This window comes from Nitrospira sp. Vd2 (genome assembly GCF_979581665.1).
Genome location: NZ_CEFZSK010000007.1, coordinates 35865 through 55139, shown reverse-complemented (window position 1 = coordinate 55139; position 19275 = coordinate 35865). Strand labels below are relative to the sequence as shown.

Annotated in this window: 19 protein-coding genes; 5 read left to right on the top strand and 14 right to left on the bottom strand. The window is 61.0% G+C overall.

Going from position 1 to position 19275, the window contains the following annotated elements; all coding sequences use genetic code 11:
* The first annotated feature begins 162 nt into the window (after positions 1 to 162).
* Together AC1U7K_RS03810 and AC1U7K_RS03805 are read left to right on the top strand one after the other, a co-directional pair.
* Positions 163 to 1017: a DUF6279 family lipoprotein gene (locus AC1U7K_RS03810; protein WP_480249466.1), complete on the top strand. Its 855-nt coding sequence runs from the start codon at positions 163 to 165 to the stop codon at positions 1015 to 1017.
* Positions 1018 to 1344: 327 nt separating this feature from the next.
* Positions 1345 to 1659: a hypothetical protein gene (locus AC1U7K_RS03805; protein ID WP_480249465.1), complete on the top strand. Its 315-nt coding sequence runs from the start codon at positions 1345 to 1347 to the stop codon at positions 1657 to 1659.
* A 29-nt stretch (positions 1660 to 1688) separates the two neighbouring features.
* On the opposite strand, the gene AC1U7K_RS03800 is transcribed toward AC1U7K_RS03805, so the two are convergent.
* The 8 genes from AC1U7K_RS03800 to AC1U7K_RS03765 all read right to left on the bottom strand — a co-directional run bounded on the left by AC1U7K_RS03800 (position 1689) and on the right by AC1U7K_RS03765 (position 9324).
* A complete protein-coding gene (locus tag AC1U7K_RS03800) occupies positions 1689 to 2765 on the bottom strand; it encodes a hypothetical protein (protein ID WP_480249464.1) in 1077 nt (358 codons plus the stop codon).
* Positions 2766 to 3177: 412 nt separating this feature from the next.
* Positions 3178 to 4851: a dihydroxy-acid dehydratase gene (gene ilvD / locus AC1U7K_RS03795; RefSeq protein WP_480249463.1), complete on the bottom strand. Its 1674-nt coding sequence runs from the start codon at positions 4849 to 4851 to the stop codon at positions 3178 to 3180.
* 454 nt (positions 4852 to 5305) lie between these two features.
* A complete protein-coding gene (locus AC1U7K_RS03790; RefSeq protein WP_480249462.1) occupies positions 5306 to 5638 on the bottom strand; it encodes a PepSY domain-containing protein in 333 nt (110 codons plus the stop codon).
* Positions 5639 to 5652: 14 nt separating this feature from the next.
* Complete coding sequence (locus tag AC1U7K_RS03785; RefSeq protein ID WP_480249461.1) at positions 5653 to 6282, bottom strand: Spy/CpxP family protein refolding chaperone; 630 nt, start codon at positions 6280 to 6282, stop codon at positions 5653 to 5655.
* A 52-nt stretch (positions 6283 to 6334) separates the two neighbouring features.
* Complete coding sequence (locus tag AC1U7K_RS03780; RefSeq protein ID WP_480249460.1) at positions 6335 to 6970, bottom strand: MarC family protein; 636 nt, start codon at positions 6968 to 6970, stop codon at positions 6335 to 6337.
* 15 nt (positions 6971 to 6985) lie between these two features.
* Positions 6986 to 8044, bottom strand: a complete 1059-nt coding sequence (locus AC1U7K_RS03775) for a DnaJ C-terminal domain-containing protein (RefSeq protein WP_480249459.1) — start codon at positions 8042 to 8044, stop codon at positions 6986 to 6988.
* A gap of 97 nt (positions 8045 to 8141) precedes the next feature.
* Positions 8142 to 9080: a PP-loop family protein gene (locus AC1U7K_RS03770; protein ID WP_480249458.1), complete on the bottom strand. Its 939-nt coding sequence runs from the start codon at positions 9078 to 9080 to the stop codon at positions 8142 to 8144.
* Positions 9081 to 9087: 7 nt separating this feature from the next.
* Positions 9088 to 9324, bottom strand: a complete 237-nt coding sequence (locus AC1U7K_RS03765) for a MoaD/ThiS family protein (protein ID WP_480249457.1) — start codon at positions 9322 to 9324, stop codon at positions 9088 to 9090.
* A 91-nt stretch (positions 9325 to 9415) separates the two neighbouring features.
* On the opposite strand from AC1U7K_RS03765, the gene AC1U7K_RS03760 reads away from it, so the two are divergent.
* Positions 9416 to 9712 (top strand): hypothetical protein, encoded by a 297-nt coding sequence (locus AC1U7K_RS03760; RefSeq protein WP_480249456.1) that lies wholly within the window; start codon positions 9416 to 9418, stop codon positions 9710 to 9712.
* Between the two features lie 351 nt (positions 9713 to 10063).
* Here the strand turns inward: AC1U7K_RS03760 and galT are convergent, their stop codons facing one another.
* On the bottom strand, positions 10064 to 11068 hold the full coding sequence (galT, locus tag AC1U7K_RS03755; RefSeq protein WP_480249455.1) for a galactose-1-phosphate uridylyltransferase: 1005 nt from the start codon (positions 11066 to 11068) through the stop codon (positions 10064 to 10066).
* A gap of 150 nt (positions 11069 to 11218) precedes the next feature.
* The gene (locus AC1U7K_RS03750; protein ID WP_480249454.1) at positions 11219 to 13390 is read right to left on the bottom strand and encodes a glycoside hydrolase family 57 protein; all 2172 of its coding nucleotides are present in this window, start codon (positions 13388 to 13390) and stop codon (positions 11219 to 11221) included.
* A 199-nt stretch (positions 13391 to 13589) separates the two neighbouring features.
* On the opposite strand from AC1U7K_RS03750, the gene AC1U7K_RS03745 reads away from it, so the two are divergent.
* Together AC1U7K_RS03745 and AC1U7K_RS03740 are read left to right on the top strand one after the other, a co-directional pair.
* Complete coding sequence (locus AC1U7K_RS03745) at positions 13590 to 13997, top strand: hypothetical protein (RefSeq protein WP_480249453.1); 408 nt, start codon at positions 13590 to 13592, stop codon at positions 13995 to 13997.
* A gap of 200 nt (positions 13998 to 14197) precedes the next feature.
* The gene (locus AC1U7K_RS03740) at positions 14198 to 14626 is read left to right on the top strand and encodes a VanZ family protein (RefSeq protein WP_480249452.1); all 429 of its coding nucleotides are present in this window, start codon (positions 14198 to 14200) and stop codon (positions 14624 to 14626) included.
* A 10-nt stretch (positions 14627 to 14636) separates the two neighbouring features.
* On the opposite strand, the gene AC1U7K_RS03735 is transcribed toward AC1U7K_RS03740, so the two are convergent.
* The 4 genes from AC1U7K_RS03735 to AC1U7K_RS03720 form a co-directional block, all read right to left on the bottom strand.
* Complete coding sequence (locus AC1U7K_RS03735; RefSeq protein ID WP_480249451.1) at positions 14637 to 15605, bottom strand: aldo/keto reductase; 969 nt, start codon at positions 15603 to 15605, stop codon at positions 14637 to 14639.
* Between the two features lie 297 nt (positions 15606 to 15902).
* Positions 15903 to 16721, bottom strand: a complete 819-nt coding sequence (locus AC1U7K_RS03730; protein WP_480249450.1) for an SHOCT domain-containing protein — start codon at positions 16719 to 16721, stop codon at positions 15903 to 15905.
* A 67-nt stretch (positions 16722 to 16788) separates the two neighbouring features.
* The gene (locus AC1U7K_RS03725; protein ID WP_480249449.1) at positions 16789 to 18249 is read right to left on the bottom strand and encodes a hypothetical protein; all 1461 of its coding nucleotides are present in this window, start codon (positions 18247 to 18249) and stop codon (positions 16789 to 16791) included.
* A gap of 42 nt (positions 18250 to 18291) precedes the next feature.
* Entirely contained in the window at positions 18292 to 19113 is an 822-nt protein-coding gene (locus AC1U7K_RS03720; RefSeq protein WP_480249448.1) for a peptidase associated/transthyretin-like domain-containing protein, read from the bottom strand.
* Positions 19114 to 19275: the final 162 nt, after the last annotated feature.

Genomic DNA, 19275 nt, shown 5'->3' with positions numbered 1-19275 from the left:
GCGAAGGGACTGAGATCTGCTGCATCGTACTCTCGTTCGACATCCATCGGCAAGCGCTTCTCTCGATGAATACGACAAAAGTCTTAAGTGAATCAATCTGAAGATGGTCTCAGGATCCGCATGGTACGATACAGGGACCCGCTAAGGCGGGCCTTCCACTCAATGTTCAGAGCTTCTCCTGCCCGGTCGGCCTGTATTTTTTGCCTGCTCGTGCTCGTTCTGTTGGCGTCGTGCGCGCCAACGTTCCTGTATCGGCATGCGGATCGGCTCGTCACCTGGAAGGTCGACGACTACTTTGACCTGCGATCCGAGCAAAAGCAGTTCGTGCGCAGCCGGGTGCAGTCGATCCTTGCCAGCCATCGTCGAGAAGCGCTGCCGGTCTACGAGGCCTTTCTCGCCGAGGTGAAGCACCGGAGCGCCGACGGGATCACCCGCCAAGAGGTCGACTGGGCCTTTGCACGCTACGAGCAATTGAAGCAGGATCTCTTTCAGCGCGTCAGCGGGGATGCGGTGCTCTTCCTGACATCGATCAACGAGGGGCAGGTCCGGTACTTGGAGCATGTCTTCCGGAAAGAGCAAGACAAGTGGCAACATCTTCTCGGCGTCCCGGTAAGCGAGCGGTTGGACCGGCGCGCCTCGGATACCGTGCGATGGCTCACGGACTGGCTCGGGACTCTTACCAAGGACCAACGTGACCGCGTGGTGGAGTTAAGCCGGCGGTTGCCGGATGTTCAGCGAATTCGCCTGGAATACCGGAGCGCGCGACAGCGGCAATTCGTCGAGACGCTGTGGAAAACGCGGGAGCCGGCCGCGCTCATCCACGGCTTGGCCAATTTGATGCTCGCCCCCATGAACGAGGCGCCTCCGACCTATCGCGTCGCGATGGAGCGCTTCGAGCACGCGGTGCGTGACATGATCGTCGAAGTGGATCAGATCATTACGCCGCAACAGCGTAGCCATGCACTCGGGAAACTGCAGGAATTGATCGATGACATTCATCAATTGCGGGTCTCATGACGCGCTATGGTAGCCACGGCACCGTCTCGCCGACCGGAGAGTTCTCGTTCCCTTCCGGAGTGAGTGTCAGAGATGCGAGGATGGTTGTGTCAGTGCCAGGCCGGATTGACGGCGGTTCGAAGAGGGATTAGAGTGGTGCCAGATTCAGGGTGAACGATTGAGCAGGGGTTGCGTGGGTGTGACGACCCGGGACCGGCAATATTTTATTCCTTCAGAACCAAGGGGCGAGTCTTGAGGAACAGAAGCGGCCCATCACTGCTCGCGTGGCTCTCTCTGCTGGTCTGTATGGGGATACTGGGCTGTGCCGGCGCGCCGTCAGAGAGAGTGGTGCCCGCGTCTTCTATCCAGCAAGCGCTCATCGGAAAGACGAAGCACGAGTTGATGAATTGCACGAGCAGCCCGCCGGTTGAGGAGCGCACCGTCGGTGATGTGGTGGTGCTCAGGTACTACCAGGAAGCCTCGGTCCTCGAAGAATCATTTGCCGCTTCCAAAAGCAGCGTCCCGCGCGTACACCACGGCTGTTGGGCCACGCTCGGACTCAAGAATGATCGCGTCGACGGTGTACAGTACGACTCCGTCCCTCCCTTCTATCAGGATGAGGAGCATTGCGACGACATCTTCGAGAATTGCGTCGGCAAGTGATGCGGTGACATACAGAGGGAACGGCGCTCCTATTTTCCTAACGCGCCGAGCTTCCGCATGGCCTTTTGTACAACCCCCTTTGGCAGATCGAACGCATAGCGAAGCTGGACCGCGTAATAGGCTTGGATGAACCCTGATCGATCCACGGGTCGGTCCTGCTCGCGGTAGACGCTCAGTTCTACATCCCTCCAGCGAACGGCCAGTCCCACGATCCAATCGAGCTCGGACGGTCGAATCGCATGCCCATTCGTTCGGTCCGTGAACATGTTGATATCCCCGTAGAGGATGATCCGCTCCCGATAGAGGTCCAGATCCACATGGGCGACGTACCGGTAGAGAGCCGACCCCGTATTATCGGGTCGCGCAAAGTAATTGTGGTTGAAGAACAGCCAACCGACGCCGGCGTACGCGGTCAGATTTTGATTGGGAAACTGTTTGCGAAACCATGTCCAATCGTGTTCCGCTTGCAGCCGATAGGTGACGAGCGTGTCAGCATAGATCTGTTGCAAGCCGCTCTGATCCAGGGGTTTATCGCGCTCGTACTGAATCCGCCAGTTCCAATGATGAATGATCCCGGTTAGCGCGTAGGTATCGTCCCATTCACTCAGCTTGATCCATCCGGTGTCTCGATCCGAAAAGAAGTTCTGGTCCGTGTAGAACGTCAGATATTGCTTGTACAGGTCCGTCTCCAAGTGCAGCATGTGCCGCATCGCCACTCGGCCGGTGTTGTTCGGGCGCGCGGTAAACGAGGGATTGGAGACAAAGGGGGCGGTCAGGAAATAGCCGCCAAGAAACGTTTCCTCTTCCTCTCGCCCATTGGGCGTCTGTTCCTCCTTGCCTGGTTCCAACCCGGGCAGGGGGCGGCCATATTTTTCGAGCGCATACGCTGCAACGCCCCCCATCCCGGAAATCATCCACACGAGGCTAGGGATCATGATGCCAAGCTGCAGCCGCGTGAGCACGGTCTCGCGAATCAACTGGACCGGGGACTCAGCAACGAGATGTCCGGGTTGTGGCGTTGCGCTCGAACGCTTCAGGTATCCCTGCGCTCCCAATGCCCCGAGAATCCGATTCGGTGTGATGAGACTATCATTGAAGCGGATCAAGACATTCCCCGTCAGAGGATTGGCGTTGATATACCTGATTCCATCGAGACCGGAAAGCGCACGTTCGAATCGCCCGCACGCCGGAGCTCACAGCTTGTCGGCTCCTCTTCTCCACGCAGTGTCGTCGTCCGCTGTACGATAGCAAAAGCAAGAAGCCTGTCCAGAGGATAACCAGAGCGAACAACGATGCAGAGAGGCAATCAACCTCCCCTTCGGCTCACCGGGCGGAGAGGTCAGAGGCGGGCTACGAGGCGAGGATCTGAGAGACGACCTCTAAACCGTTCCTGACTCTGCTGGCGGCGCAAGCGGAGGCTGAATTCGTGCCGACTATCACCGGCATCATTCATCGTGAGCAACTCCATTGACGAATCGAGCGCCGTCGCTCGTACTTCAGCACACGCGTGACGTCAACTCAGCTCGTGACGGCCCCTTCGGAGGCTGAGGAGACGTGGCGGGCGTATTTCGCCATGACGCCGATGGTGTAGCGGGGAGTCGGCGGCCTCCATTGACTGAGACGTTGCTTGATCTCGTCGGTGGAGAGCTCGACCTCGAGGCGTCGCTGGCCGATGTCGAAGACGATGATATCGCCGTTGCGGACGGCCGCAATCGGCCCACCCTTTGCCGCCTCGGGCGCGACATGGCCCGCCATGAGCCCCCGCGTCGCGCCAGAAAAGCGGCCGTCGGTGAGCAGCGCCACGGATTCACCCAAGCCCTCGCCGACGATCGCCGCGGTCACGCCCAGCATCTCTCGCATGCCGGGCCCTCCGGATGGGCCTTCATAGCGGATGACGACGACGTCGCCCGCCTCGATCTCGCGACGCTGGACGGCGGCAAAGGCGTCCTCCTCGCGATCGAACACTTTCGCCGGGCCGCGGAACGTCATCATGCCGTGGCCGGCGACTTTGACCACACAGCCCTCCGGCGCCAAGTTGCCCTTCAAGATGACAAGACCGCCGGTCGACTTCAGCGGGTTGGACAGCGGGCGAAGGACCTGCTGCCCCGGCGTCTCGGTGGCCTGCTTGGCTTCCTCGCCGATGGTCTTGCCCGTGACCGTCGGCTGATTGGGATGGAGCAGGCCGGCATCGAACAGCCGCTTGGCCACGAGCGTCGTGCCGCCCGCGGCGTACAGGTCGGCGGCCATGAACCGACCACCGGGCTTGAGGTCGGCCAACAGCGGGACGCGACGGTTGATGGTATCAAAATCATCAATCGTGAGTGGCACACCGGCTTCCCGCGCCACCGCGAGCAGGTGCAGGACGGCATTCGTCGAGCCACCGGTCGTCGCAACCGCGGCGATCGCATTTTCCAAGGCCTCACGCGTGATGATCTGTTTGGGCCGGAGATCCTTCCGCAACAGCTCCATCACCAACTGGCCGCAGCGTACGGCCACTTCATCCTTGCGCGGGTCCATCGCCGGGATGCCATTGAAGCCCATGGGCGACACGCCGAGAAATTCGAACGCGATCGCCATGGTGTTCGCCGTGAATTGCCCGCCGCAGGCGCCAGGCCCCGGGCATGCGTGGTCCTCGAGGTCCTTCAATTCCTCGGTGCTCATTTTCCCCGCTGCATGGGCGCCGACCGCTTCGAAGACATCCTGAATGGTGACGTTGTGTCCTTGAAACTGCCCGGGCATGATCGAGCCGCCGTACAGCATCAGCGACGGAACGTTGAGGCGGGCGAGGGCCATCACGGTACCGGGAATGGTCTTGTCACAGCCGGAGAGCGCGATGACCGCATCGAACAAATGGCCTCGGGCGACCAGCTCGATCGAGTCGGCGATGACTTCTCGACTGATCAGCGACGCCTTCATGCCTTCGGTGCCCATCGAAATGCCGTCGGAGACTGCGATGGTGTTGTACTCGATCGGCGTCCCGCCGGCGGCGCGAATACCCGCCTTCACTTGTTCAGCCAACCGCCGCAGGTGGTAGTTGCACGGCATGACCTCGATCCAGGTATTCGCGACCCCGATCAACGGACGTGCGAGGTCCTCGTCGGTGTAGCCGACTGCCTTCAACATAGCGCGGGCGGGCGCGCGGCCCGGTCCTTCTGTCAAGTCGTGACTCTTGTGTTTCAATCGATCCATCATTCCTCCTGGGCCGCCGGCGTGCCGGAACATGGTTACGACGGCCAGCCTAGGGCAGACACTGTCGCACAGACGACGCCGAAGGGTCAACGGCGCAGAGCCGATGTGAGCGGGTGTTGAGGCGAGAACCCGATCTCAAAATCATCTTCCTGCAGTCGGAACGCGGGCAGTGGCGGAGCGACATCAGAGGTCCGCGACGCGAAGAATAATGAGCGTCACGCCTTGCGGACGCCGGCGAATGGTGAGCCGGCCGTGTCTTGGTCAGGCGCCAAGCCGTCCCGAGCGTCAGAGCGATCCACGCCGCTCTGTCTTCAAGCGGAGTCATTGCCCCCGTTTCGAGTACTCTCCGCGGTTGTAAATGACTTTGAGATAAGTTCGAGGACGAACGGAGAAACCGCCTTGGATGCCGATGGGGTGAGCGACGCGCGCGGCAGCGCCCGGCGCGTCGCTCCCGTCACTATTTCTTTCCTTTCTTGCCTTCCTTCTTCTCTTCCTTCTTCTCGGTATCGATCACGTCGCCGGTCGAGGCATCGATATGGACTTCCATCACGGTGTTGGCGGCGTCCACGATTTCCACTTCCCAGACCGTCTTGTCGTGCTTCTTCTCCAGCTCCGCTTCCACGACGGTTCCCTGTACCTTCTCGGATGCCGTCTTGATGGCTTGGTCGATCGTGACCTTGGCGTCTTTCACGAGATCCGTCACCTTGGCCTTCTGATCGCTCCAAGCGGGGACTGTTGCCACGAGGGCCATGGCTCCGACGAGCAATGCAACGAGGCTGACCGGCTTCATGTGCGCACCTCCTGTTATTGTGGTTTCTGCTGCGTGCCGCTCTCTTTCTTCTCGCCCTTCGATCGCTGGCCACCCATCATCATCCGATGCTCCTGCATCATCTTTTCGTGCACGGCCTTTTCCTTCTCGCGCTGCTCGGGCGTCAGGAGCGCCATCGCATCGCGCCGGGTCTTGATCGCAAGCATCCGAAGCGCAACCTCGAGGTCTTCGCTCTGCTTCAGCTTGGATTCGATGGCCCCCAGGTCCGATTTGTCGTCTTCCATCAGCGCCTTGACCTCGCGCTGGAGCACCATGATGTCCGCTTCCATCTTGATCCGGGCCTTGTCCAAGTTGAGCTGCATGTCCTTTAGCTTGGCGACTTGATCCTCCTTGAGCCCGATGTCCTTCTCGTGCTTGATCATGTGGCGGAGCAGATGCGTCGTGCTGCCGTGCATCATGCCGCTCATCATGCCCATACCATAGCCGTGGCCACCATCTTTCTCGTAGCCGCCGTCGCCGTATCGGCCGTGTCCGTATTCGCTTTCCCCGTACCCCTTCCCGTCACGGTGCCCATCGGGCGGATCCGCCCACACCGGGCTTGCGACAACCAGCGCACATAGGGCCACGCCGATGCTCACTGCTCTGCCGATTCCTGTCCTCCGCATAGCTCCTCCCTTTCCTGGTTGAATGCCTGTTTCATGGTACTCCATCGCCGCCTCATCGCGCGAGCAAGCCACCCTCGCCCCGGAGCGCATTGATGATGAATTGAATGGCGACCGCCGCCAATAGCAGTCCCATCAACCGCGTGATGATCTTGATGGCGATCGGTCCCAGCCACTGCGCGCCCCGGCCGGCAATGGCAAACGTCAAGTAGCTCGCCACGCCGACGGCGACGAGGGAGAGCAACAGAACCACCTGCTGCGCCCACGTCTGAGCTTGCGCGTCGAGGAGGATGATCGTGGACAATGCGCCGGGGCCGGCGAGCATGGGCATCGCCAACGGTGTGATCGCCACGTCGTCCTTCGTGACGCCCTCCGCGGTTTCTTCCGCCGTTTCCTGGACCGCCGACCGTTGCGCGCGCAACATGTCGAGGGCGACGAGCAGGAGCACGAGGGCGGCCGCAATCTCGAACGCCGGCATGGTGATGCCTAAAATCCGGAACAAGGTCGGGCCGAGCAGCGCAAAGCCGGCCAAAATGCCGACCGCGGCCATGCAGGCGACACGGGCCGTCCGCAGGCGACTCATCACGGGTTCGCGGGCCGTCATCGCGAGGAAGGCGGGCACGGCGGCGATCGGATCGACGATGATGAAGAGCGAGCCGAAGGAGAACAGGGTATATTCGACGAGGGTCACCGGCCGGCCTCCAGCTCAGACTCGGGCGGTGCGAAGGAGGTCGGCGCGGGGGTCGGGGTGCGGGATCCGCGCGAGCTGCTCGTAGAGCTTGCGCTCCTCATCGGTCACGGCGGGTGACATCGCGATCTGGAGCGTGACGAAAAGGTCGCCGTGCCCGCCGGATGCGGTGGGGAGTCCTTTTCCCCGGAGTCGGAGCTTGGCCCCGGCACGGCTGGCCGGCGGGACTTTGATGCGGACGGGATCGGTCAACGTCGGCGCGAGGACGTCCGCGCCCAAGGCGGCTTCCCATGGCCAGACCGGCAGGCTCACATGAATATCGGAGCCCTGCCGTTGGAAGACCGGATGTGCCTCGATGTGGACCAACAGGTAGAGATCGCCGGGCTTCCCGCCATTGTGACCGGGCGCGCCCTTGCCCGCCACGCGGACGCGCGTGCCTTCCTGCACGCCCGCCGGAATTTTCACGTCGATGGTTTTGAGTTCCGTTCGGGTCCCGCTCCCACCACACGTCGGGCAGGCCTTCCCGCGGACCACGCCGCTGCCCTGACACGTCGGACACGGTGTGGGCTGGGAAAGTTGTACCCGCCGACTGACGCCGGTCAGCACCTCTCGTAACGTCAAGCGTACCGTGGCCTCGAGGTCTTCGCCCTGCACGGCAAAGCCTTCGAACGGCGAGCGCGCCCGTGCCCGACCGCCGCCGAAAATATTTTGGAAGAAGTCGCCGAAGTCCTGCCCCTCGCCGCCGGAGTATTCTTGGCTCCACTGAAAGCCGCCACTCGGCCGTGCGCCCGACCAGCCGGCCGCGCCCGCCTGCTCGCGCGCCTTTTCATACGCCTCGGCTTCCTGCCACCGGTGGCCCCAGCGATCGTATTTCTTGCGCTTCTCCGGATCCCCGAGCACCTCGTTCGCCTCGTTCAATTCTTTGAACTTCTTCTCCATCTCGGTCTTCTTCGCGCCCGAGTGGAGATCGGGATGGTATTGGCGGGCGAGGCGGCGGTACGCCTTCTTGATGTCATCCGCGCTCGCCGTGCGCGGTACGCCGAGGATCGCGTAATAATCACGTTCAGTCGTTGGCATCAGACACTCCGATCAACGTCTACGTAAAGCTTACGGGCTGCCCGGGACGTTTTCAAGGCAGACGGCCGCGCGGTGCAGCACACAGATCGACGGGACTTCAGGAGTGCCGCCCCGCCTTCGCGCGCGCCATCATCTTACAGTAGGAGCAGACGTTCGCCGTGGTCGGTTGGCCGCATGATGCACACGGATGGAGCGCGGCTTGATCTTTCTCCGTCATCGACGCGGCCGAGCCGGCGTCCGCGTTCCGGCGATCGAGGAATCCCCAATAGAAACGCTGCTTGGTGCCCGGCGATTCCGTTTCCAACCGGTTGAGCACGTCCTTGTACAGGAGCATCTTGGAGCCCTTCGCCATCGGACATTCTTCGACGATGTAATCGATGCGGTTCAGCACGGCATAGGCGGCGATTTCACGCTCCGAGAGGCGGTAGAGCGGCTTGACCTTCTTGGCAAATCCTTCAACCGACGCCGGCAAGCTCGGCCCCTGCTTGTCCAAATAGTCGGTCTGCCAGTGAAGCACGTTCCCGAGCAGGCGCGCGGCTTCATCGTCCAGGTTGTGCCCGGTCGCCATCACGTCGTAGTCCGCCTCGACTGCGGCACGGTTGAATTGATACCGCTTGATCGTCCCGCAGGTCGAGCAGGTCGGGCGATGGATCGCCATCGCGAGCTCCCGAATGCCGGCACCTTCTTCCTCCTGTACGGTGTGAATCAGCAGCTTCGCGCCATGCGCGGCCGCCGTCGCCTGTGCAAATCGTTCGACTTTCTCCCGCGACTGCTCCGAGTAGTTCGGGATGCCAAGATCGACATAGAGCGCGTCCGCCCGGTAGCCGAGCGCGAGCAGAATGTGCCAGAGTGCAAGGCTGTCCTTCCCGCCGGAGACTGCCACGAGAATCCGATCCTCCTTGCCGAACATGCGCTCCGACTTGATGGCTCGCACCACTTGGTCGTGCGTGAACTCATTGAAGCAGGGCTTACAGAAGGAGGCATTGTGCCGGGGAAGGCCGATGACGGCTTTGGTATGGCACTTGGTACAGTTCATGTGAACGTCAATGATGAATGTTCAATGTTGAATGATGGACCGGCGGTGCTGCGCCGCCAGAGATCACCGGCCTGATCTCCACGTCATCGGTGTCTTTGAGGACTTCGTCCTCCGTCACGAGTTCATCGCCGCGGATGACGAGATGGGCCTCTTGGACGAGTTTCAGCTCGCGCAAGAGGTCTTTCACGCGTTTCGGGCCTGGCACCTCCACGGTCCGGTGCGGATAGCTGAGCTGCACGCGCATGGGACGATGATACGGTGATTCTTGGATGGCCAGCAAGGGGATTCGGCAAGAACCTGTTATACTGCGCTTCCTACAGTGAACAGGAGGGCCTATGGATTTCAAAGCCGCGCGTACCATGCTCCAAGGGCTGATCGACGAAGCGGGCGAGCGGCCGACGCTCGCCGTGCCGGTCGAGGCGCTCAAAGAGATCCTCAGCGGGTTTGACAACGACGAGCAGGTCCTGATCATGCACAACACCGCGGTCTCCTTGCTGCTAAAGCTCGGCGGTCGCGCGGAGCTGAACGCGAAGGACACGTTGGAGATTCACCGGCGGTTCACGATGCAATTCGGTAAGGCGGCGGAAGGTGTGATGGTGCTACAGGCGGTGGAGAAGGTGCAGCAGAACTAGAGCAGGATGTTGAAAAAGGCCGCCAGCTTCAAGACACTGGGCGCTCACCAACTCGCGCCCGTGCGCGAACGTGAGGCGAGTTACTCCTTGCCTCGCGCACCTCGCCTCGCTCGGAGGCTCAACGTACCTCGCCCCAAGACACGGCCGGCTCACCATCTCGCCGGCGCGCACAAACGTGGCGTCACTTATCCGTGACGCCGTGCGCCTCGCTGGGGCCTTGGCCGGGAAGGGGCGCGTCTTGGCGCGCCTGGGGCGGGCGGGTGAAATATAGGCCTTTTTGAACATCCTGTAATATTCAGATGAGCACTGATGGACGTCTGAGATTTCCAATTAGCAGGACCGCGACAAACATCACAACTCCACTTCCTGCAAAAACTTCGCGGACTCTTCCGGCGTGACGGGATTGATGTAGAAGCCCGTCCCCCATTCGAAGCCGGCGACCTGGGTCAGTTTCGGAATTACTTCGAGATGCCAATGGAAGAAGTCGCCGGTCTTCTCGTGCAGCGGCGAGGTGTGCAGGATAAAGTTATAGGCCGGTTTGGCGAGCGCACGATCCAGGCGTCGCAGCGCCTCGGACAGCACCCGCGCGAGCAGTTCGAATTGCATCTTTTGGCTCTCTTCGAAATAGGCCGCGTGCCGCTTCGGGAGGATCCACATCTCGAACGGAAAGCGGGCCGCAAACGGCGTGACGACGATGAACTCCGCATTGTCCGCCACCACCCGCACTCGATCCTGTAGCTCCTGGCGGATGACATCACAATAGATGCACCGCTCCTTCTGTTGAAAATGGCTGCGGCAGCCGTCGAGTTCACCCATGACACTGGTCGGCACGATGGGCAGCGCGATCAATTGCGAATGGCTGTGCTCCAGCGTGGCGCCTGCGGCCGCGCCGTGATTCTTGAAAATCAGAATGTACCGAAAGCGAATGTCGCGCTTGAGATCGACGATCCGGTCGCGGTACGCCCACAGGACGTTTTCAATTTCCTTCGGCGTGAGATCCGCCAAGGCCGTCTTATGGTCGGGGGTTTCGATGATGACTTCATGCGCGCCAATGCCGTTCATCCGGTCGTAGAGTCCGATGCCTTCGCGGCCCATCTCTCCTTCCACTTTGAGCGCCGGGAACTTGTTGGGCACGACCCGAATGGTCCAGCTCGAACCATTGGGATGGCCGTTGTGCTGACGATAGGCAAGGACCTCGCGCGGAGTCAGATGCTCCTGGCCCGGACAGAACGGGCAGATGTCGGCGTGCGGATGGAGCGCGTGACTGGTCTCGAGAAAATCACGCGGCCGGCCGGCTCGGTCCGTTGAAATGATCACCCAACGTCCGACGATGGGATCACGTCTCAGCTCCGGCATTGCCCTCCCTATTGCGAAGTGCTGAGTGCTGAGTGCTGGGTGATGAGCGATCGGTCGTAGTTACTCTTCGACTTGACTCATTACTGGTACGCTTCCGCTGCCTTCGGAAAATGTCCGTTAACTCAGCACTCAGAACTCACCACTCTCTTCTCACACTCGCCACATCCGTGCCTCGAAGTTGTGATCCGGCACGGTCGCGGCGACCGCCTGATAGCGCGGGTGGCGTTCGACCTCACGGCCGCGTTCGGTCACGACCAGCACGAACGTGAAGGCCTGACCGGGTTGAAGGCCCAAGTCTTTGAACGGCACGGCCACCTCAACGATCTTCCGCCGCGCGATCGTACGATAGGTGCCGATGAGGACCTCTCGCTCGCCGTCACGGCGGGAGAGCGTAAAACCGTTCGAGCCTGAGACCCGAAGGGGAAAGACCGCTTTGTAGTGCTGTCCCCCTCCAGACAGGTGAATCTCGGCATCGAGGCTCGGTTGCACGGTGCCTTTGATGTCGAGCCGTAGGTACAAGGCCTCTACATTGTAGCCGAAACCCAAAAACGTGAAGACGTCGCTCGCGCGCCACATGGCGCCGAGGGGAGGCGCGGGGTCGATCCAGCCCGCCCCGCGCCACTCGAAAAAATCCGTGACCACGCCGTCCACCGTTGGGTTCAGGAGACGCACCGGATAGCGAACGGGCTGTGCCTCGGCGGCGTGTGCCCCCGTGACGGGCGTGAGGAGCGAATCGGGAACCGGCTCATCGAGTCGCAGAAACACATTACGGAGGTGCGCGCGAAACAGGGCGTCGAATTCGGCCTTGTAATCGGTCTGAAAGTCATCGCCGTACCACCAAAACCAGTCGCTGCCCTCCGCCGCATACAGCTCGTCCCACGCCTGCTGCACCCGCGCTTCGGGGACGCGGGAGGCCGCTTCCATGAGCCGCCCTCGTGTATCCCGGAGCAGTTCCCACCCGCGATTGTCTTCCGGATGGCCGATCCAAATTTTGTAGTCTGCATTGATCCAGGAGCCGGAGTGGAGATGATGGAGCGACTTGGTAGCGGGGTGACGGTGGAGAGAGTCGCTGACCGTGCTCGTCTCAATCCGATGGCCCGCCGTGTGCAGGCCGTTCTGGAGTGCCTTGTACAAGCCGGTGAGAAACGGCTCTCCCCCCTCATGATAGTGCTCCCACGGATTTTCGCCGTCGAGAATGATGGCGATCAACAGATGATCCGCGCGGCTGTGTTCTACGATCCCAGTCAGGCGCCGGAGCACGTCCTCCACGGCCGCATCGGGCGTCCATTTCGAGTAGACGAAACCAAACGCATCCGAGATTTCGCGGTCGCGAAAGATCATGGTGATGTCCTGTCCTTCGTGCGCCACGCGATAGGGATGGTAGAGATCGTCGGCTCGATTCCAGTGCCCGAGCGAGCGGGCGAGAATCCCTTCATCTGTCGCCATCCACGAGAGCCCCGCCTTCCGCACCAATGGCACCATTTCGGGACACACCGATCCTTCCGCCGGCCAGAGGCCGTGCGGCCGATGGCCGAACACCGACTCGTGCAACGCAATGGCCCGGTGCAGGTGGGCCTCGGCATCGCGTGGCGCCTGAAATCGAGGCGGCAACGTCGCGTGCGGCTGGCAGCGCCGTGCGATCTCCGTATCGAGAATCAGCGGGAGAATGGGATGGTAGAACGGCGTCGTCGTGAGCTCGATCTGTCCGCGCTCCGTCAAGCGCCGGTACAAGGGAACAATGTCGGCGATGACCTGTTGCTGAAGGGCGAGGACCTCTTGCTTGTGCTCCTCGGTAAAACCGCGATCCTTCAGCCGCAGCGCCGCAAGCCGCGGATAGCGGGCCACGGCGCCATAGCCAAACCACGCGAGGTTGTGCCAGACCTGCAAATCGAGGAACTCCTGCGTGGTAAAGTGGCGGGCGAGCCGCTCGAGGTCCTGGCCCTGCACGTCGAGGCCCCGCTTCACGAGCAACTCGTGATAGCGCGGATAGGGCCGGACCATCGTCGTCCAGTTGGCCGAGAAAAAATGTCGCAACAGGAACGCTTGCTCGACGAGCGACAGGTCGGCCGCCGGGCGCTTGGCGTATTCGAGGAAGAGATCGACGACGGTGCCCAATGCCAATTCTTGAAGTTGCAGGAGCAGGGATGGGGTAAAGTTGAACGTCGCCTGCACGCCGGGAAATCGTTCCAGCGCGGCCGCCATGTCGTAATAGGCCTTCACGGCATGGAGCCTGACCCACGGCATGCTGGCCGTCCCGGCCACGCGATCGGTGTAGTAAGGCTGATGCATGTGCAAGAGAAAGCAAAGGTCGGCGGTTTTCATGGTTCTTATCTGCGCGAGGATGGTGACAAGCGTGAGGCGAGTATGTCATAGGGGGCACGGGCTTTCAACGAACCGCGCTCAATGATACAGGGAGTTAATTCGTACACATCACTAAGTCCATCCATAGATAACGATGATTAGACGTCCTCTCATTGACGGCTACCACGGCTCTTGGTACTGTTCGTTACGGTGAGTGTAGATGCTGATCCTGATCGTAGCGTTTGTGCTCAGTCTGACGCAGTCAGTCCTTGCGATAGCTGAAGCCGAAACCCCGAGACATGTCATCGATGGCAATGAATGGCTTCACATGCCTGAAGGTCCACAAGTTTCCTTCGTGGTCGGCGCACTAGAAGCCTGGACACAGGCGGTGTTGATGATGGAATTGGGGCACGAAGCTCTAAAGCGGCAAGGTGTCGACGCGCCACTTTCATCGCCGGAGACGATGTACAAGAATATCGTCTACTGCATTACTCAACGCCAGAATTCCTATAGTCAGCTCCACAGTATGGTTAAGAAGTACGTCGATGACCATCCGCAGGACTGGGATTCCCTAATGTCGGTCCTCGTGATCTCTGCGTTCCGCGCAATATGCAACGAGGGACATTGATAGCGTCAGCAGTGACTGGTCCGTAGCGCCTCCTAATCTTCGGAGATCGACGGGTAGATTCACCACCTAGAGTGCGGCTTCATTGAGAACTGCTCAGTCTGTTCATGGTCGGCGCCACGTCATTCGGCTCTCCACCAAAGTCAGCACATACCACAACTACGGAGGAACGGTTTTCGCTTAGAGCGAGAAAGAGACGAGACATGGAGAAGTCATTCGATGGCACGACGGGACCGCAGTGGGGGCAACTCGGCTATTGGCTGCCGCCGATCGTGTACGCGGCGACCATCTTTTATCTGTCCTCGCTGAGCCATCCGGAAACGCTCGTGCCCGGCCTCCTGCCCCTGTTCGGCGATAAGCTCATCCATGCCGGGGAATACGGCCTGCTCAGCATTCTCTGCTATCGCGCGTTTCGGTATGGAAGCGGTCTGGCTGCCGGGACGGCTGTGCTGATGGCCATCGCGGCGGCCACGCTCTATGGCGTGACGGATGAGATTCATCAGGCCTTCGTTCCGTTGCGCGAGGCCGATCCCTGGGACCTCGTTGCCGATCTGGCCGGGTCCACCGTCGCGGCTTTGCTATGGATGTGGGGGAGCGAAGCGGCTGTGTCGACAGGCAGCCCAGTGCCGTAGCAATCAGAGATCACCAGGCATAGGCTTCAGGCGCGGGCCCACCGGGCCCGGGGAAGATCGCATCCAGCCGCGCCAGCGTTTCACGCGTCAGGGTCAGCTTGAGCGCGCGAACCCCGCCGTGGAGCTGTTCAATGGTGCGAGGACCGATGATGACCGACGTGATGCCACGCTGCTGCAACACCCAGGCATGAGCGACGTCGGCGGGCGGGGCACCGATCTCCTCGCACAGCGCTTCATAGGCGACGATCTTCGACTTGTGTCGCTCCAGTTCCTTTTGAATGTCCTCCGAGGCGCGCCGGCCCTCCTTCACGCGTTGCAACACGCCACCGAGTAGCCCGCCCGCCAAGGGGCTATAGGGAATGACACCGACGCCGTAGGCCTCGCAGGCCGGGATCACCTCCAGCTCGATCATGCGATCACGCAGGTTGTAGAGGCTTTGCTCCGACACGAGGCCCATGAACCGGCGCGCTTTGGCCATCTCTTGTGCTTGCGCAATATGCCATCCGGCGAAGTTGCTGCTGCCCACGTAGAGAATCTTGCCTTCCCGGTAGAGTTGCTCCATTGCCTGCCAGATCTCGTCCCATGGCGTCTCGCGATCGATGTGGTGCATTTGATAGAGGTCGATGTAGTCGGTCTTGAGACGGCGCAGGCTTCCTTCACACGCCTGGCGAATGTGGAGCGCCGAGAGCCGCGAGTGATTCGGCCAATCCCCCATCCGCCCGTAGACCTTGGTCGCGAGCACGATCTTGTCACGACGGCCGAGCTGCGCCAGCCACCGCCCAATGATCTGCTCCGTGATCCCTTCACCGACCTTCCACCCATAGACGTTCGCGGTATCGAAAAAATTGATCCCCGCTTCGAGCGCCTGGTCCATGATGCGGCCGCTGTCGGCTTCGGACGTCTCCGGGCCGAAATTCATGCACCCTAGGCAGAGCCGGCTCACCTTCACGCCTGACCGACCGAGATGGACGTATTCCATGGCGTCTATCGTGCGGCACGCAGGCACGAATTGCAATCAGACGGCTGGCCGAGAGGATCGAAAATGATGCAGCGGCATCATTGGGGAGCGGCGCTCAAGCGAGTACAAAGAAGGCACCACGATAAGAGGCGAGCTTCAAAAGAGAACGAGCATCCGGCGTGGTCTGAGGTGACGTATGGTGCCGTGGAGCCATCTCTCTGTCCCATGTGACTCCTCGATTCCCGCCTCGGCCCACAGGCGCCCTGGCCGCGGCGTTGGCCTACGGGCTACAGGGACGCTTGGTGTAGTGCCGCGCTACTAGAGCGAGTTGAGGATTTCGCGCCGCTTGCTCTTGTATTCCTCCTCCGTGATCAAGTTCCGCTCCTTCAAGCGTTCCAGTGTTTGCAATCGCTCTTCTATGTGCAAAGGGGAAGGAGCGGAGCGCTGGGATGATCCCATGGCTTCCTCCGACGCTGGCTTTGCGCTCAACATCGCATGGTAATCAATGGCCACGTGCGTGGGATGACCTTGCACGGTCCCGCGAAGTTGCGGCGGCGGAGAGCTCACGACATGTTGCGCATCCGGGACAAATTCATAGGAGTCGTCGCCGCTGGCCCGCAGCGGATGATCCCGCAAGAGTGACTGGACTGTCGGAAGCGTCACCGCGAATCGGTACTGCGTGAGCGTGAGATGGAGAGAACCGCCTTCCGTGAACCAGACGCCGCCTGTCAGCGAGCGCACGTCCGCCGTACGGGGCTCATTGAATCCGAAGAGGACCCATTCCTCGCTTCCGCAGGCCGCGAAGGCGCGCTGAAGCTGCTCGCTCAGATACTCGATTTCCTCATCGGTGAACGGTACTGCGAGCGTCCCATCCCCGGCTTGAAGCGGAAGCAGAGACGCCGGCCGAGATTTCAGGCGAAGGCTCTTCAGAATCATTCGCCAATGCTCGCGAGACAAGACCAAGGGATGCTCGAAATGCGCGTCGGTGCGTCCGGTGGAGGGGACGAGTGCGATTCGAACATACCGATCCGGGCCCTGGCACGTCGGGCATGGCTTGGCCGCGCTCGCGCAATTCGCCGTGAGGAGCAGAACGATCCCGAGGCCGAGGTGCGCAAGGCCACGAGTCAGCTGGATCACGTGCTTCTCCCCATGTGAGATCCTGCGTGCTCTCTCGAAAAGGGCGCGGCGTGGCTTCCCATTCTGGTTACAGCGCAAAGTCGAACCCAATGAGCATTGTTTGCCCGAGCAAGTCGCCCCCTCCCGTGCCCACGCCCTTCGTCCGATAGGTATTGTACTCCGCATGAATGGCGAGCGCCGTCCGGGCCGATTGATGAACAAAGTAGCGCACCAGAAAGGTGTGGGAGTCGACGTCGTTGAAGTTTTGAGCGAACGAGGGGTCGCCTTGGCGCTCATTGCGGATGATGTCGTACCGGTAGGCAAAGAACCATCCAGGCATCTCGGTGAACGGGAGCAGGGTGGGGTAGTAATCCAACTCTACGAATCCCCCGGTCCATTTCGCGTTCTGCGCGCTCACGATGCCTTGCGACTCGAACATATGTTTGCTGTCGTTCCCAAGCATGATGGCCCCGAACAGATTCCACTCGCCGTTCAACGTCAAGCTGACGTCCGCGCCGATTCGATTGAACGCTTGGCCATCCCCGGCCACGGCCGCGCACGTCGGGCAGGTGGGATTGACGAGGGTCGGTGCATGGCCATAGGCGCCGAATATGCCGACCCGCTGGCCGGTCACGATGCCGTATCCGCCGAACGATTGCGTGAGGTGGCCGTAGAAATTCACGCCTCGCCCGCCGGTCCCGCACGTCGTCCCCGCGGCACAGCCGGCCAGCGGTCCTGAAAAGGAATTCGTACTCAGGCCGGCAACGCTATAGCGAAAATATCCGCCGGTCCCCGACGTCTTGGTGATGCCGCTCAGCTCCACACCCGGTTGATTTTCCCCGATCGCGAACGTGTTCGGGTTCGCGTAGCTGCTGGTGGCCGTGCCGGTGATCGTCGCCGTGTACGGGGTGCCGGGCAAGTAGTGATACATGGTAATCGGCGTATTGAGCGTCGGACTGCGTTTTTCGCTGAAGGGCACGTCCAGCTCGAATTTGCCGAGCCGCAGATTGAACCAATAGTCGCCCTTCTCGCCGGAGAGGCCGAGAAAGCGTTCGAGCCGCATGAGGCGTACGAACGCGCTCTCGAGATCAGAATCCGAGGGTCCGGTACCGAACCCCGCACTGCCCAGGCCGGGGGTAAAGACGACGCCAAAGGCGAGATCGCGATGGAGCAGGCCGAAACTCAGGAGATCGAGCCCGGTAAAGCCGAACCCCCCGCTGGTCACATCGGTCCCATCGGAACGCACGGTCGCAAGTTGATACCCCACCGTGGTCCGAAGTGAGACCGGCCAGAAGCCCATCGTGATGCCCTCATAGGTGGGTAGATCGGCGTCCGATCCCAACTGGTAGCCGCGGTCGCGAAAAAGGTTGCCGAAGTCGTTGAGTTTGGGAAAGCCCGGGACGTGGCAGACGTTACAGTTGAAATTGTATTTGCGGGCAAAGGCGGGGATCGCGTCGGCGTGCTCGATGAGGGCCGTCCACTCGGAACAGACCAGGGCGATCAGCGCGATTGCGGTTGCGGCAACGGTGTGTCGGCGCCAAGCCGTCATGGAAGATTCAACTCCTTTCTGGCGATGAATGGCTGTGGTGTGTCACGGGAGTGGGACGGGTCGCGCCGGCAATGCGCCATGCACCTCAACTCGGCCGCCGGGCGGGATGTCGATGCGTTGGCGGATCACGTGCGGTGTGTCGTAGTTCGGACGCGACGACGAAAAGGAAAGAATCTTGTAGCCCTCGTGCCACATCACGAGTGTGTAAGAGCCGGGTGGGACGTCGGTGATCGAGAAGCGCCCCTCTGCATCGGTCACGGCAAAATAGGGGTGATCAAAAGCCGCGGCCCAGGCATTCATGTGCACGTGCACATCGCATTGAAGACGAAGGCCGACCCCCTGCGCACGTGTGAGCTTCTTATGGATCGTCCGATCCGGCGTCGGCAGTGCGACGTTGAAGAGGCTTGCCTGGCGGTCGTCAAAAAAATGCGGGTTGTGCAGGATCGGCTCGAAGTTGACGATCGACACGTCGGATGTCCGGACGAAGGGAAAGACGTGTTCTTCGAACAGGCAGACACGGCTGTCCGGCCGATGCGGATGCCGGCCCATGTGTAAGGGATACTGTGACGCTGGTGCTTTTCCCCGCTCGATCTGTTCGAGATAGACGAGCGTGTGTTGCACGCCACGGGTGTGCGGGTCGATGCGCAGGGCGGGCGATTCAACTTCCTCTCCGCACACGTCCATGTCGGCATAGACTTTCAACGGAGGCAGGACGGGAATGTCTCCGTTCCAGGTGACCGTCCCGGTCACGGTCGCCCCGTCCGTCACGTTGACAACTTCATACTCGGCGAAGGAGACGCCGGAGAACGGCAGGAACGGCACTGCGAAGACGATGATGTGAAAGGACCATCGTAAAGTATTCATGCTCGCACCTCGTTCACGGTCGTCTCGGCGTAACGCCATAAAAAAAGCCCGCGGGACATGAATTCCCGCGGGCTCTGGAGTCGTGCTCGCTGGCCTTGGCGCTGTTGCGGTCGCTACGTTAGATGATTCTGAGAACCAATGTCAATACGGCCGGGCGAGCAT

Bases quoted from the DNA above. Each gene is read 5' to 3' on its own strand.
- ilvD (WP_480249463.1), bottom strand. From the start codon at position 4,851: ATGATGGATCGATTGAAACACAAGAGTCACGACTTGACAGAAGGACCG.
- galT (WP_480249455.1), bottom strand. From the start codon at position 11,068: ATGCCGGAGCTGAGACGTGATCCCATCGTCGGACGTTGGGTGATCATT.
- AC1U7K_RS03725 (WP_480249449.1), bottom strand. From the start codon at position 18,249: ATGACGGCTTGGCGCCGACACACCGTTGCCGCAACCGCAATCGCGCTG.
- AC1U7K_RS03745 (WP_480249453.1), top strand. From the start codon at position 13,590: ATGCTGATCCTGATCGTAGCGTTTGTGCTCAGTCTGACGCAGTCAGTC.
- AC1U7K_RS03740 (WP_480249452.1), top strand. From the start codon at position 14,198: ATGGAGAAGTCATTCGATGGCACGACGGGACCGCAGTGGGGGCAACTC.
- AC1U7K_RS03785 (WP_480249461.1), bottom strand. From the start codon at position 6,282: ATGCGGAGGACAGGAATCGGCAGAGCAGTGAGCATCGGCGTGGCCCTA.
- AC1U7K_RS03760 (WP_480249456.1), top strand. From the start codon at position 9,416: ATGGATTTCAAAGCCGCGCGTACCATGCTCCAAGGGCTGATCGACGAA.
- AC1U7K_RS03810 (WP_480249466.1), top strand. From the start codon at position 163: ATGTTCAGAGCTTCTCCTGCCCGGTCGGCCTGTATTTTTTGCCTGCTC.
- AC1U7K_RS03750 (WP_480249454.1), bottom strand. From the start codon at position 13,390: ATGAAAACCGCCGACCTTTGCTTTCTCTTGCACATGCATCAGCCTTAC.
- AC1U7K_RS03775 (WP_480249459.1), bottom strand. From the start codon at position 8,044: ATGCCAACGACTGAACGTGATTATTACGCGATCCTCGGCGTACCGCGC.
- AC1U7K_RS03770 (WP_480249458.1), bottom strand. From the start codon at position 9,080: ATGAACTGTACCAAGTGCCATACCAAAGCCGTCATCGGCCTTCCCCGG.
- AC1U7K_RS03765 (WP_480249457.1), bottom strand. From the start codon at position 9,324: ATGCGCGTGCAGCTCAGCTATCCGCACCGGACCGTGGAGGTGCCAGGC.
- AC1U7K_RS03720 (WP_480249448.1), bottom strand. From the start codon at position 19,113: ATGAATACTTTACGATGGTCCTTTCACATCATCGTCTTCGCAGTGCCG.
- AC1U7K_RS03790 (WP_480249462.1), bottom strand. From the start codon at position 5,638: ATGAAGCCGGTCAGCCTCGTTGCATTGCTCGTCGGAGCCATGGCCCTC.
- AC1U7K_RS03735 (WP_480249451.1), bottom strand. From the start codon at position 15,605: ATGGAATACGTCCATCTCGGTCGGTCAGGCGTGAAGGTGAGCCGGCTC.